11 protein-coding genes and 2 pseudogenes are annotated in these 14,651 nt (G+C 51.9%); 9 read left to right on the forward strand and 4 right to left on the reverse strand.

What is annotated here, in order from left to right; all coding sequences use genetic code 11:
• Positions 1-307 (forward strand): annotated as a pseudogene (locus tag Q8O73_RS10485) (transposase domain-containing protein); the annotation flags it as partial.
• A gap of 193 nt (positions 308-500) precedes the next feature.
• Here the strand turns inward: Q8O73_RS10485 and Q8O73_RS10490 are convergent.
• Positions 501-1,553 (reverse strand): LacI family DNA-binding transcriptional regulator, encoded by a 1,053-nt coding sequence (locus Q8O73_RS10490; RefSeq protein WP_305558106.1) that lies wholly within the window; start codon positions 1,551-1,553, stop codon positions 501-503.
• A 301-nt stretch (positions 1,554-1,854) separates the two neighbouring features.
• Here Q8O73_RS10490 and Q8O73_RS10495 point away from each other — a divergent pair, with 301 nt between their 5' ends.
• From Q8O73_RS10495 to Q8O73_RS10530, 8 genes are all read left to right on the forward strand, one after another.
• The gene (locus Q8O73_RS10495) at positions 1,855-2,835 is read left to right on the forward strand and encodes an NAD(P)-dependent oxidoreductase (RefSeq protein WP_305558107.1); all 981 of its coding nucleotides are present in this window, start codon (positions 1,855-1,857) and stop codon (positions 2,833-2,835) included.
• 36 nt (positions 2,836-2,871) lie between these two features.
• On the forward strand, positions 2,872-3,867 hold the full coding sequence (locus tag Q8O73_RS10500; protein ID WP_305558108.1) for a substrate-binding domain-containing protein: 996 nt from the start codon (positions 2,872-2,874) through the stop codon (positions 3,865-3,867).
• 83 nt (positions 3,868-3,950) lie between these two features.
• Positions 3,951-4,955, forward strand: coding sequence for a Gfo/Idh/MocA family protein (locus Q8O73_RS10505; protein ID WP_305558109.1), 1,005 nt, complete (start codon positions 3,951-3,953; stop codon positions 4,953-4,955).
• A 134-nt stretch (positions 4,956-5,089) separates the two neighbouring features.
• Complete coding sequence (locus Q8O73_RS10510) at positions 5,090-6,037, forward strand: sugar-binding protein (protein WP_305558110.1); 948 nt, start codon at positions 5,090-5,092, stop codon at positions 6,035-6,037.
• Positions 6,038-6,137: 100 nt separating this feature from the next.
• Positions 6,138-7,655, forward strand: coding sequence for a sugar ABC transporter ATP-binding protein (locus Q8O73_RS10515; protein WP_305558111.1), 1,518 nt, complete (start codon positions 6,138-6,140; stop codon positions 7,653-7,655).
• A gap of 3 nt (positions 7,656-7,658) precedes the next feature.
• A complete protein-coding gene (locus Q8O73_RS10520; protein ID WP_305558112.1) occupies positions 7,659-8,642 on the forward strand; it encodes an ABC transporter permease in 984 nt (327 codons plus the stop codon).
• A 60-nt stretch (positions 8,643-8,702) separates the two neighbouring features.
• Positions 8,703-9,443 (forward strand): ATP-binding cassette domain-containing protein, encoded by a 741-nt coding sequence (locus Q8O73_RS10525; RefSeq protein ID WP_305558113.1) that lies wholly within the window; start codon positions 8,703-8,705, stop codon positions 9,441-9,443.
• 25 nt (positions 9,444-9,468) lie between these two features.
• Complete coding sequence (locus Q8O73_RS10530; RefSeq protein ID WP_305558114.1) at positions 9,469-10,464, forward strand: ABC transporter permease; 996 nt, start codon at positions 9,469-9,471, stop codon at positions 10,462-10,464.
• Between the two features lie 16 nt (positions 10,465-10,480).
• Here the strand turns inward: Q8O73_RS10530 and Q8O73_RS10535 are convergent.
• From Q8O73_RS10535 to Q8O73_RS10545, 3 genes and pseudogenes are all read right to left on the reverse strand, one after another.
• Positions 10,481-11,081 (reverse strand): annotated as a pseudogene (locus tag Q8O73_RS10535) (transposase); the annotation flags it as partial.
• Positions 11,082-11,566: 485 nt separating this feature from the next.
• Positions 11,567-13,189, reverse strand: a complete 1,623-nt coding sequence (locus Q8O73_RS10540; RefSeq protein ID WP_305558115.1) for a GMC family oxidoreductase — start codon at positions 13,187-13,189, stop codon at positions 11,567-11,569.
• A gap of 323 nt (positions 13,190-13,512) precedes the next feature.
• The gene (locus Q8O73_RS10545) at positions 13,513-14,403 is read right to left on the reverse strand and encodes a LysR family transcriptional regulator (protein ID WP_305558116.1); all 891 of its coding nucleotides are present in this window, start codon (positions 14,401-14,403) and stop codon (positions 13,513-13,515) included.
• Between the last annotated feature and the right edge of the window lie 248 nt (positions 14,404-14,651).

Raw genomic sequence — 14,651 nt, forward strand, 5'->3', positions numbered from 1 at the left:
TTGACGAAACAAAAAACTGCTTCGAGCATTCCTTGCGCAAGATACCGGGCAAAAGCGATCTGGCCGGGGCGTTGCGTTATGCCCTGACCCGGTGGGACGTATGCTTATGACGGCAGATGCGAGATCAGCAACAATGCCGCAGAACGCGCCATCCGGCCTTTGGCCATCGGCCATTTACAGTCTCATCAAGACAGCAAAGATGCAGGGCCTTGATCCGCGCAAATACCTCAGCGCCGTCCTTGAGCGCATTGCAGATCATCCGATCAACAAGATCGACGACCTGCTTCCTTGGAACTATAGACCTCCAGGACTGATCCACTCTCCGAAAGGATATCGCAGGCCCTGTCAAGGTAGCCGTGACACGACGCTTACAACTTATCTGGCAATCGAAAATGTTAAGTAATTGATTTCGCAGAAAGCCGAATGCCGCCTTTTGTGGCACGTGACAGTTGTCACTGTCCAATAACCTGTGGATGATTGTCCGAATAAGGCGGCTGCGATCAAGCGTTCTCTTTGGATTTCTCCACAGAATCGCGTTCGACCATCAGGCATTCGACCTTGATCTGGTTTGGTGTTGCCAAAAGACCACCAATGCTGTCTATCAGCAGTTCGGCAGCAATTTCTCCCATTTCGTAGTGCGGAAGAATAAGCGTCGTAAGAGCAGGGTGGGTGTGCTGCGCAATTTCGCGGTCGTCAAAGCCGATCACAGCCACATCATCGGGAATGCTTAATCCAAGTTCGCGCAAGGCGTCATAACACCCCAGTGCCATCAGGTCATTGGCGCAGAAAATCGCATCAGGTGGATTATCGAGTGCCATGAGTTCATGAGTCATCGAATAACCGGTTGACGGTTCCCAGTTGCCCGGACAGACGAGCGTCGGATCAAACGGTATGTCATTGCTGGAAAGCGCCTGACGGTATCCTTTGAGGCGGTCACGCGACGCATCGACGCCTTTTTGGCCATTAATAATGGCAATGCGTTTGCGACCGGCTTGTATCAAGCGTTCTGTCGCTGCCCGTCCTCCCAAAAGGTCACCAGGCAAAACTGACGGAAGGGTGCGGGTGCTATCGTAACAATTGACAAGAACTGTTGGTTTCTTTGACAGGGCCGATGGCAATTCCACCAGTCGTGTAAGAATTGTACCGTAGATAATGCCAATGACGTTCGAGTCTGCCAGTTGATTGACGATGTTTGCTTCGATGTTCGCATTACCATGGCTGACAGCCATGCAAGCATTGATTCCGTATTCCAAGGCCTTGTTATGCGCCCCGTCGAAGGCCAGAGCCATCCAGGGGTCGGTGCTGATTTCATCTGCAATGAAGATAATGACTGATCGTGATTTGTTGCTTGGCGCCACCTGGTTTTCACGCCGAACAAGCTGGTAGCCAAGTTTGTTGGCGGAATCGATCACGCGCTGTCGTGTGGATTCTGTCAATTTGGCGGGGCTGCCGTTCAGGACCAGCGACACGGTTGCTTGCGATACGCCAGCCATTGAGGCGACATCCATCATCGTCGGGCGATTTTTGCCACCGTAATGTTTCTTTTGCGACATAGAACTCGTTTTGCCTCTGGTCTTTTAGCCAAGCGATATCTTGCAGTGATTGCGTCAGATGGTGCGAAAACGACTGGTAGGTGGCGTTTTGGCCCTGAGAATTGAATGGTTTGGCGAATGCTTAATCCACCAAGCCGACATTGGTAATACCTTTTCAACTTGATCAAGACAACCCGTCTGGTGCGCCTGCCATATAATTAGTAATCACCCTTATGGTTGAATTTATATCAACATTCCTCCTCAAGGTCACTTGACTCAATAATATTAATTAATATTATTAATTCAATAGGGAGGATAATTAATGAAAATTTTGATCACGGGTGCAACCGGAAAGGTCGGCAAGGCATTTTTGGCGGCATTTCTTGATAACCAGCAATATGCATCGACCAAGGTCGTGGCGCTGTGCCACAACCGGAAGATTGAGGTGGGCGAAAGGGTGGAGATCATTACTGGTTCTCTGTCTGACCCGGAAGCAGTCGCGTATGCGATGGATGGCGTCACCCACGTCCTTCATATGGCGGCAGTGAAAGAAAGCCCTGATCTGGTCATTGATGTTGCGATCAAGGGGATGTTCTTGCTTCTTGAGGCGGCGCGTCAGTCGCCGACCCTGAAGCAGTTCATTCTGATTGGCGGCGATTGCTCTGTTGGGCATATTTTCAAGGAATACCCGGCGCCCATCACAGAAACCTCCCCAAGGCAGGCTTATAGCGGCTGCTATGCGCTGACCAAGGTGCTCGAAGAGGTGATGATAGAGCAATATCAGATCCAGTATGGCCTGAATGGCACCGTTTTGCGCGCACCCTGGATCATGGAAAAAGATGATTTCAAATATGCCCTTTCGTTTGGGGTTGACCAGTTTGGTGGTCCGATCTGGAGCGACTTGATGAGCGCAGAGAAGTCTTTGCGCCTTGCAGAGGGCAATTTTGTGCCGTTAATGCGCGACAGAACAGGTGCGTCTCTTAAACGCAACTTTGTTCATGTCGACGATCTTGTCGCTGCATTGATGGCCGCACTTGATCATCCTACCGCGATGCAGGAGCTTTTCAATATCTCTATGGGCGAGCCGGTCGATTACGCGCAGGTGGCAGAATACCTGGTGCGAACGCGCGGCATGGAATCGGTGGAAATACCCACACCGTTTCACAGTAACTGGCTGGACAACACCAAGGCGCGGCACGCATTTGGTTGGCGGCCGCAAGTAGATTTCGAGGGGATGATCGAGCGGGCCTGGGCATATGAGAGAAGCCCGAGCGATCCTCGGAAAATCTGGTATCCGGGGTAATCAATTCCGGGCCAGACCAACTAGGGAGAGCGAAACGTGAAACATAAAATGTTACTAACCCTTACATCTGCGCTGATTTTTGCGACAGGTGTTGGCGCTGCAAATGCCGATGGGAAAAAGACATTGGCCATTGTGGTAAAAGGCTTGGACAACCCATTCTTCGAGCAAATTAATATGGGGTGTCAGAAGTGGATGTCCGAGAACCAAGATTCGGAGTACGAGTGCCTTTACACAGGACCCGCATCGAGTACTGACGAGGCCGGTGAAGTTCAGATCGTTGATGATCTGCTGACACGTGGCGTTGCGGCGATCGCAATCTCACCATCAAATGCGCCGGCAATGGCAAATCGCATTCGTCAGATCAGTCCGGACGTGCCGGTTATGACGATTGACGCTGACTTCCTTGAAAAAGATCGTGATTTGCGCACGACATATCTTGGGACGGACAACTATCTCATGGGCGTCAAGATGGCCGAAGAAGCCATGGCGCTAAAGCCGGACGGCGGAACTGTATGCTTGCAGCTGGGAAATGTGGCAGCAGACAACATTAATGCGCGTGCTACTGGTTTCCGGGACACTATTGCCGGAGCAAAAGGCATTGAGCGCCTTGATAGCACCGATGGATGGACGGAAATCGACGGCTGCCCGGTGTTTACGAATGACCAAGTCGATCTAGCCAATCAGCAGATGGCCGATACCTTTACGGCAAATCCAGATCTTGATGCCTTTATTCTGATTGGCGGTTGGGCGCAGTTCGCACCGCAAGCCTATGCGCAGGTTACCGATCAGGTCATGGATCGGTTGAAATCCAAAGAGCTGATCCTGATTGCGGGCGACACGCTGCCCCCGCAGACGCAGGCATTCCGCGACGGGCGCAGTCATGCCCAGGTCGGTCAACGTCCGTTTGAAATGGGGTATCGCGCGCCTGACGTGATGATCGACTTGATCAATGGCAAAAAAGTGGATGATCCGCTCTTTACGGGGCTTGATGTTTGCAATCAATCGGATCCGGGTTTCTGCGCGGACAACTAATACTAAACCGTGATGGACTGGGCCGGGTCTGGTGAGCAGATCCGGCTCGATTTTTACCGGACTCACACAGGGCGGACGACGACGTGACAAGTGCAAAAATCAACTGGGGCATTCTTTCAACGGCCAAAATCGGGGTGGAAAAAGTTATTCCAGCAATCAAGAAATCTCCCTCATCGAATGTGTTGGGAATTGCATCGCGCAATGCCGGGCGGTCGGCGAAGGTAGCCAATGACCTTGGAATTCAAAAGTCTTACGCGTCTTACGAGGCGTTGATTGCCGATCCGGAAATCGATGCGATTTACAACCCATTGCCAAACAACATGCATGTCGACTGGACCCTTGCCGCGGCGCAGGCAGGCAAGCATGTGCTGTGCGAAAAGCCCGTCGGGTTAAGTGCGCGCGATGCAGAGCGATTACGCGGGTGTCCGAAAAATGTATTGGTCGCTGAGGCCTTTATGGTGCGCTACCACCCGCAATGGATCCGCGTCCGGGAGATGGTCAGAAGCGGCGAACTTGGTGAAGTGAGGGCGATCCAGGCGGCATTCAGTTACTTTAACAATGACGGGCAGGATATTCGCAACAAGCCTGAGACCGGCGGCGGTGCAGTCATGGATATCGGTTGCTACCCCATCACAGCGGGTCGTTTTTTGTTTGAGAACGAGCCCTTGCGTGTAATGGCGCTGATTGATCGTGATCCCACGTTCAAGACTGACCGCATGGCAAGTGTTGTCGCGGATTTCGGGGGCGGTCGGCAATTGTCATTCATGGTTTCCACGCAGTTGTGCCCGTATCAGACCTTGAGCGTGATTGGCACGAAGGCGCGCGTTGAAATTATGATCCCGTACAACGCACCTGCAGATGAAGAAACTGCCCTGATTGTTGACACGGGCGAGAGCCTGGATGGCAGTTTGGCGGACTGCGAGGTCCTGCCTGCGTGTGATCAATACACCGAACAGACAGAAATGTTCGCCCGGGCCATTTTAACAGGAGCAACTTTGCCCTACGGCATTGAGGATTCGATTGCCTCCATGCGCGTTCTTGACGGGGTTTTTGCGAGTGAAGAGCAAAAAACATGGATTAATCTGTGATTAAAACCATCGACTTACGCAACCGTGGGTGAAAAACGCTTGATCCAAAATTATTAATGATATTATTAATTAAGAGCCGCACAGATAATTCATAAATACAGTTGTGCGGATCGTTAATCGGGAGGATTAAACGCATGAAACTTGCAACAACATTCGCAACCCTTGGTCTGTCGATGGTTCTGGCTGGCGGGGCGCTTGCACAAGAAAAGCAACAGCTTGCATTCGTCGTGAATGCAGCCTCGGACTTTTGGAAACTTGCAGAAGCAGGGGTCGAGGCAGCACAGGCAGAACTACCCAAATATGAGCTGCAATTCCGGTATCCTGCACAGGGGACTGCAGCATTGCAGAATGCGCTGATGGATGACTTGGTCGCCGGGGGGACTGACGCGATCATGATTTCTTCGGCAGATCCAAAGAACTCTATTGATGCGTTCAATCGCATCACAGCCCAGGTGCCGCTCTTCACCACCGACAGTGATGCCCCGCAAAGCAACCGCATCGCCTATCTTGGATCATCCAACGTTGCCGCAGGAGTCCAAGCCGGTGAAGTTGCCATGAAAGCATTGCCAAATGGCGGAAAATGCATGGGTTTTGTCGGTTTCCTTGGTGCAGACAACGCAATTGAGCGCATCGCAGGCTTCCGTCAGGCTGTTGAGGGCAGTGGTATTGAGCTTGTGGATGTGCGTGGCGATGATGTCGACTTTGCGCGCGCACGCTCAAATGTCGATGACGTACTCGCGGCAAATCCCGACATTGATTGCATGGTCGGGTTCTATTCCTACAATCCGCCCAAAATTTACGAAGCATTGCAGGCTGCTGGCAAGTTGGGGCAGGTGACCGTCATTGCCTTTGATGAAGATCCCGTGACTCTTGGCGCGGTCCGTGAGGGCAGTTTTGCCGGTACGGTCGTGCAGGATCCGTATCAGTGGGGGTATCAGGGCATGCACCTGATGGCTGATTACCTTGAGGGTGACACTTCCAAGGTGCCCGCAGATGGTTTGATCATCGTGCCGACCCAGGTAATCGACAAATCCAATGTTGATGAGTTCGAGGCTGTCGTTAAGGAAAGAATAGGCGGGTAATTTTTCTTCCCCCTGCCTAGCGAGCGGACGCACAAAATCTGCGAGTGCGCCCGCTCGCACTTTTCTGATGATGTCGAATGGACATTGGGGAGTCGGGTATATGAGTGCAGTGCATGGGATTGATCTGAGGCTTGAAGGTGTCACCAAGGTATATCCCGGTGTGGTTGCCCTTAATGATGTTTCGTTGCAGATCAAGGCTGGTGAAGTTGTTGGACTGCTTGGTGAAAACGGGGCCGGAAAATCGACCCTGATGAAGATTCTAGGGGGGCTGATTGCCCCGACGTCGGGGAAGATCATTCTCGATGGCCAGCAGTATGACGCGTTTGACGTCAAGCAATCTCAGCAAGCGGGTATCGCGTTTGTACATCAGGAACTGAATGTTTTTGATAACATGGATGTTTCTGCAAACATCTTTCTCGGCCGTGAGATGGTTCGTGGTCCGCTGAGACTGATTGATCGCAACGCTATGAATAAAATGGCGCAGCCGCTTATTGAACGTGTTGGCGCACCATTCAAGCCAGAAACGTCGGTTTCCACATTGTCATTGGCAGAACGTCAATTGCTGGAAATCGCCAAGGCTTTGTCGATGAATGCGCGGTTGGTCATTATGGATGAGCCGACATCAAGCCTCACGATTTCTGAAACCAACATGTTGCTAAAGGTTATTTCCGACCTCAAGGCGCAAGGAATTGCGGTTGTCTATATTTCGCATCGCCTGAGTGAGGTAGAGGAATGTGTCGACCGGGCTGTTGTGCTGCGTGATGGTCAAAATGTCGGAGTGCTCGACCGTGAAGCGGTTACGCATGATGCGATGATCCGCATGATGATCGGACGAGACCTCAAGGCACTTTACACGCCGCCTTCAGTGCATGCGACCAAACCCGTCCTTTCTGTCAAAAATTTTTCGATCAAAAGGAAGCCGGACCGTGTTGCCAGCTTCGACTTGATGGCCGGAGAAATCCTTGGCGTCGCAGGATTGATCGGGGCAGGGCGTACAGACTTGGCCGAGGCAATATTTGGTGTTGGCGACAAGCTTGGCGGAGAAATTTTGATTAATGGCATAAAGACGGAGATTAATAGCCCGGCCGGTGCCATCGCGGCAGGGCTTTATCTTGTGCCCGAAGACCGCAAGCGGGCCGGATTGATCCTGGAATTTCCGATATTGGAAAACATTACAATGGCTAACCTGTCGGCTTACGCATCGCATGGGCTTGTTTCCCAAAAGCGTCAGATCGCAGTTGCCGAATCCCAATGCGGCGCATTGGCGATCAAAGCACATGATGTCCGCCGTTCTGCCAATGAAATGTCTGGTGGGAACCAGCAAAAAGTCGTTTTGGCAAAGTGGCTGTCCATGGATCCGAAAGTCATCATTTTCGATGAGCCGACCCGGGGGATCGATGTCGGTGCGAAAGCCGAGATTTATGGATTGATGCGATCACTGGCCGATCGTGGAGTAGGGGTGATGATGATATCGAGCGATATGGAAGAAGTGATCGGGGTCTCTGACAGGATTGTCGTGATGAAAGACGGGTTGATTACAGGGGAATTGCCGCGCTTTCGGTTTTCCGAGAGCAATGTACTCAGTCTTGCCGTCGGTAAAGTGTTGGAAGAGGCCTGAGAAATGCAAAAAAAAGATATTGGTCTTGGTATTCTGATTATCGTGGTCGGCGCAATTGTATATATGCACAACCCGCTATTTCTATCGCCCATCAACCTTGGCAATACTGCAAACCTGATTGGCCTGTTTGGCCTGTTTGCCATTGGACAAGGGTTTGTCATCATGACGGGCGGTATTGATCTTTCCGTCGGATCGGTGATCGCGCTGCTTGGCGTGTTGTTTGTCGACATGGTCGGTAAATTCGGCGTTCCGTGGCCTTTGGCCGTGGCGATCATCATAGGCCTTGGCGTTCTGATCGGGCTGGCACACGGGATCCTGATTACAAGATTTAGGCTACAGCCATTTGTCGTTACCTTGTGCGGGCTTTTGATTTATCGCGGCATCGCACGTGGATACACAGCGGAATCCACCGCAGGATTTCCTTTTGGCTCCAGCTATCCGCAGCTCGAATGGCTTACAATTGGGCGGAGTTTCGGCGTTCCGCACTCGTTCCTTGCGATGCTCATTGTGGCGGCTGTGATGTGGGTTGTTTTGCATCACACTGTTTTTGGCCGTCACCTCTGCGCGGTCGGCAAGAACGAGGAAGCCGCGCGCTTTTCGGGGATAAATACACGGTTCGTCACGGTTATGGCATACGTTATCTGTGCCGTGCTCGCATCCATAGCGGCCATATATTTCGCAATGTTCACCAAGTCAGTCCAGCCGTCTTCGCACGGTAACTTTTATGAACTGTACGCTATTGCGGCTGCTGTGTTGGGCGGATGTTCTTTGCGTGGGGGCGAAGGTTCGGTCATCGGGATTGTTCTTGGTGCCGTGTTGCTGCAAGAACTGCAAAACCTGGTGAACTTGTTGGGAATCCCATCTTCACTAAATTTCGCGGTAATGGGGGCTGTGATCTTGCTTGGTGTGTTGGCTGATCAACAATTCGCGGCTTATCGCACCAGAAAAAGTACCGAGAGAGCGCTGGGCTTGCTGCAAAAGCCATAAATCACAAAAGAAAATCGTCTGCTAATTGCCACGTTGAGGTGCCAGCAGAGGAGGGGCTTCATGAATGTGCTTGAACTTAAAAACATATCCAAACGCTATGGCGCCATTCAGGCACTCGATAATGTGTCCCTTGCCATTGCACCGGGCGAAGTTGTCGGACTTATGGGGGATAACGGGGCCGGGAAATCCACCTTGGTCAAGGTGATTGCTGGGAACTTTGCCCCAACATCGGGTGATATCCTCATTTCTGAGCAGAAAGTGGAGTTTCACAAGCCGTTGGATGCGCAGAAAGCTGGCATCGAAGTCGTCTATCAGGATCTGGCGATTTGCAATAATTTGAGTGCAGCTTCGAACGTGTTTTTGGGGCGTGAACCGACCCGCAAAATCGGGCCGATCAAGGTTGTTGATTATGCCTTCATGCGCAGCAAATCCGCTGAGCTGTTTGCGCGGTTGAAATCAGAAACCCGTCCACGTGATCTGGTGCACAAAATGTCCGGCGGGCAGCGTCAGGCAGTTGCAATCGCACGAACCCTTTTGAGTGATGCAAAGATCGTCCTGATGGACGAGCCAACTGCTGCAATCTCCGTTCGGCAGGTGGCGGAGGTCCTGAACCTTATCCGGCAGCTTAGTGACCACGGAATAGCGGTCGTTCTAATCAGCCACCGAATGCCGGATGTCTTTGAGGTCGCAGACAAGGTTGTTGTATTGCGGCGAGGGGAGCTTGTTGCTGACAAGAAAGCATCCCAGTCATCGCCAGAAGAAATTACAGGGCTGATCACCGGCGCGATTGAGCACGCATGAGTGGACTTGAAAAGGAACAATGAATATGGCAACTCCAACTCTTGCTGAAGTTATCAACCGTTCTCAGCATCATGGATTGATCGCGTGGATTACCAGTCAGCAGATTTTCTGGGTATTTCTGGCGGCTGTGTTTGCCTGTTTGGCATTGTCCATGCTCACGGACAGCTTCGCGACCGAGAGAAACCTTTTTAATGTTACTCGAAATTTTGCTTTTGTCGGGATCGTCGCGCTTGGCATGACTGCCGTCATTGCATCAGGCGGGATTGATCTTTCTGTTGGCTCTACGTTGGTGATCTCCGCGATGACGGTCAGCGTCATCATGTCCGCTGGAATGCCGTTTTGGGTCGGTTGTATTGCAGCACTTGCAGTTTCACTGCTTGTGGGTGCGGTCAATGGTGTGCTGATTGCCTACGCAAGAATGCCGCCATTCGTCGTGACGCTCGGAATGCTGTCGGTCGCACGCAGTTTGGCGATGGTGCTTTCTGACAACAAAATGATCTATGAGTTCGGTCCGGATCATGAATTTTTGCTTTGGCTTGGTGGCGGTTCTACCCTCGGTCTTCCACATCCGTTGATCATCATGGTGATTCTGGCTTGTCTGACGGCGTTCGCGTTCAGGCAATTACGCTGGGGGCAGCACTTGTTCGCGATTGGTGGTAACGAAAACGCGGCGGTTCTGACCGGCATTCCGGTCGCACGTATAAAAGTCAGCGTGTATATGTTTTCCGCGCTGATGGCCGGTATTACTGGGGTTCTGGAAGTTGGCTGGCTTGGCGGAGTGACGACCAATCTTGGTCAGGCCATGGAATTGACCGTAATTGCGGCTGCTGTAATTGGCGGAGCCAATCTTGCCGGCGGCGGAGGCACTGCCTTCGGTGCTGTGGTTGGTGCGTTGTTGATTGAAGTGATCCGCAACAGTCTTATTTTGCTTGGTATAAGCACATTTTGGCAGGGAACGTTTGTTGGATTGTTTATTGTGATAGCCGTAGCGTTTGATCGCTTTAGGCAGAGAAAGTCATAGAAGCATAAAAGCACGATGAGGGCTGACCACCATACTTGGCGGCGCGGCGTTTATAGCCAATCTGTGCTTTAATCCCTGCCAGCCTTGCCAGTCGGGCTACACGGTTCGGACAGCACGTCTCACCCTGATCACGCAGGTCATCGTGCAGCTTGCGATAACCGTAGACCTTGCCGCTGTCCTGCCACGCTTCCTTGAGCAACTCAGTCTGCCGCTGATCTTTAGTGGCTCTTTTGCTGAATGGGTTCTTGCGCCAGGCATAAAATCCGCTCGGATGAACACAAAGCATCCGGCATATGGCACGAATGCTGAACTGCACGCGATGCGCCTTGATGAACGCGTACTTACTTTGCATCCTTGGCGAAGTACGCGGTTGCTTTTTTTAGGATGTCACGCTCCTCGGTGACACGCGCCAGTTCCTGCTTCAACCGTCTGATCTCGGACGACTGATCGTCCCTTGCCACGCCACCAGGAGACGCTGAATACCGTTTCATCCAAGCATAAAGGGAATGTGTGCTGACGCCCAATCGTTGCGAAACATCACTAACGGAATATCCCCGCTCGGTAATCTGCTTGATCGCGTCAATCTTGAAATCTTCGGTAAATCGGGGGCTGCTCATAATCTTCTCCTTGTCCTCATTTCTAGGGGGCAAGGTGTCTACAAATCTAGAAGCTATTCAAACCGTTTGTGATGACTGCTTCAGAGGTCGAGAACGCGAACCACAATGGTTCAAAATCAAGTTTCGATTCACGTGCGAAAAGCAGGCACGTGGTCATGCGTTATTTTTCGTAAGCTCTGTGAAAATATGGATATTACTTGATCTTAAGGGGCGATAGTCGGGCATGATGGAAAGCTGTGTCGCAGAAAGCGCAACAGCATGTCTCGCAACTTAACCGGTGTGAATAGGTTCAATTGTCAGGAATGAGATTGTTTTGCTGTTTGGCAAATGGCAATGCAGTGATGATGATTGCCGTACCGGGTTAAACTTCCGCATATACGAGAAACCCGAGCCGGGGGCTCGGGCTTCGTATCCGAGGCAATCGCGGGCGACTTTTGATAATTAAGATGGCCTATTGGCGGAAGCGCAGGGGTGGCTGCATCGTTTTACGCGCGCATCCAGTCACTGATGCGTTCTGCCAGCATGATAACGGTTGGATTTGTGGCAACCGAAGGTACATCGGGGAAGCTGGATGCGTCCGCAACCCTCAGATTTCCAATATCGTTCACGCGTCCTTGATAGTCTGTTACCGCATGGGGGGAGTTGTGACCACCCATAGGTGCCGTTGAAGTCGGATGGTGATAGATATCAAGTGCCTTTGGCAACGCGGCCATAAGATCAGCGGAGCTAGTGAGCGAGGCTCCTGGAACGAGTTCCTGAACAATGATATCGGAAAGCGGCCCTTGACTTGTGATCCGGCGGATCATCTCGATACCTTCAACCATTTTCTGCCGATCCTCGGCTTCACCGAGAATGTTGAGGGCGATACGAGGTGATGTCGTCGCCTTGCGATCTCGCAAGGTCACAGTGCCGATGGATTTCGGGCGTGTTAATGCCAATGCAAGCATGAAAATGGCACCGGTTGGTGAAGAGGCCGGGTCGCCATAATGCACAGCACTTACATGGAAATCACCTTCTCCGGGGCCAGCCTTTGAAGATTGCGCCCAAAGAATGGCGCCAACAGGCGGAACCGGAAGCCCAAGACGCTCCGGTTTTGCCGCCCAGATTGTGTAGAAAAACGGATGCTCCTGCAATCGTTGGCCTACCGACAGATCGGCCATAACAGGAATATCCATTGCACGCAGGTTGTCGGCAGGGCCAACGCCTGATCGCAGCAGAATGGCCGGAGTTCCATAGGCTCCCGCCGAAAGCACAATTTCACCACCGGTAATGCGTTCTCCATTTTCGAGAATGATGGCTTCGGCACGTCCTTGGCGAATGTCTACCCGGTCAACAAGCGCTTCGCTTCTGATGGTCAAATTAGCGCGTGCCCGGACAGCTTTGGACAAATATGTCATGCCAGTGTTAAGCCGCTCTCCCATACGATTATTCATCGGATAAGGGCCGACACCTAAAGGCTGATTCCCGTTAAAATCATCGACTTTGGGGAAACCCGCCATCTGGGCGGATTTTATAAAAGCGCGCTGCATATCTGAAATTTCATCGTCCTGCAGCTGATGGATCGGCCACGGACCAAAACGACCGTGAAGTTCATCGGCACCACTTACCGTGCGTTCACTCTTTTTATAGAATGGCAAGACGTCCGAAGCCGACCAATTGGGCAGCCCGGCCTTTGCCCAGCGCTCGAAGTCGGAGGTTGTCGCCCGCATTGCAACACCGGCATTCACTGCGGATGATCCTCCGAGAACCTTTCCGCGGGGCACTGGGAAAGACGTATCACCCCATCCCGGCTCAGAGGTGAAGCCCCAATCATGCTCGGAATCGCCACCAATGATGCTTTGCAGACGAACGGCGTCCGGATAACTTTCCGGCGCATACGACTTGCCAGCTTCGAGAAGCAGTACCCGTCTGGAAGAATCTTCGCTCAAACGACTGGCCAAAACGGCTCCAGCCGATCCTCCTCCGACGATGATTACATCAAAAGAAGACGACCCATCATTCGTTTTTGCAAAAGCACCGCTGTAGGCAATAGCGGCCAGTCCGGCGCCGGATGCACCGATGATGAAATCCCGTCGATTAATACCTGTTTTGTTCTGAGTGTCGCTCATGATTTTGTCCTCGTGCCTTTCCTGATGTGGAACCCGCGGGACATCACCAAAGGTATATCCCTATCGAATGACGGTTCTTATGAATTTCCGACATCTTAGAAATATTATAAGTGGCACATGTATTGTAGAAGGCTGTCTGTCGCTTCATTCCAGACAAAATGTCTTGAACTGCCGAACTCAACCCTCAGGACAACAATTCTTAATGGAGATCATGATGCGGTCACCATGGTATTGACCGACCATTGTTGATTATGCGCATCCCATCCCAACCGGGGTAGCGCATAATCAAAGAAATGCAGTCACGGTAAGGCTTGGCAAATGATCTAAATCTTATCTACCAAACATTGAGAGATGAAATTAACAAATGCGCGCACACGTGCCACCTTCGTTCGCGATGATGGCCACACAACAGAGACAGTGCCGCGATTGTCTGTAAATTCATCCAGTATGGATACCAATCGTCCAGCTTTGATATCCTCGGTAACGAGGTAACGCGGTGCCTGTACAATTCCAAGCCCGGCCAGCGCGGCCGAGGCGAGAGCTCCTCCATCATTAAGCACAATCCCGGGCTTGATGATCATCCCGCGATATTCGCCTTTAAATGCCCATTTTTCGGGGAGGCCCGTTGTCGGGAAGCGGTATAAAACACAGCAATGACAATCAAGGTCTGTTGGCGTTTGCGGCGTCCCATGTTTCGCAAAATAGCTGGGTGAGGCGCAGGTAGTGAAGGCGTGCGGCCCGATCCGACGGGCATGAAGATTGGAATCTTCAAGCTCTCCCAGACGAACCACCAGATCATATCCGCCTTCGATCAGGTCGACTTTCAGATCATCAAGAGAGATTTCAAGCGTCACATCCGGATAGTCGGCTGAGAATGTACCAAGAGCGGGCAAGACAATGCTTCGCCCCATGACAGTTGGCACGCTGATCTTAAGCCGCCCCTGGGGCGTATTTTGCGCGCGAAATAGCTCCAGTTCTGCTTCCTGCAGGTCGCTGAGAATACGGCTAGCATATCGGTAAAGGATTTCCCCTTCGCCCGTGAGAGTGAGCGAGCGCGTCGTTCGCGTTAGCAATTTGACGCCAAGCCGCTGCTCGAGCCGGTCAACCGCTTTACCGACCGCAGATGCGGAGAGACCAAGCTTGCGCCCTGCCGCCGCAAAGCTTCCCAGCTCCAACGTGACGGAAAAGGCCACAAGGCCGCTCAAAGATTCCAAAGAAGTTATTGCTGACATATTGTCCGGAATAATGAGACACGGAGCCCTCTTCCGTCAAGGTGGTTCTTTTTAGATAGTCGATGGCGCACGATCTATGCCGCCAAGGAGGAAATTGATGAGAACCTCATTAGTGTCACCTCCAGTATCAATAGATTTGCACAATCAGAGCCATCCGTATTGGAGCTTCTTCAATGTATAGACAGCTTAAACATTCCCTCATGTCGCGGTTGAAAAAGACCACGCGGATA

It is taken from the genome of Thalassospira sp. (assembly GCF_030690045.1).
Classification (GTDB): domain Bacteria; phylum Pseudomonadota; class Alphaproteobacteria; order Rhodospirillales; family Thalassospiraceae; genus Thalassospira.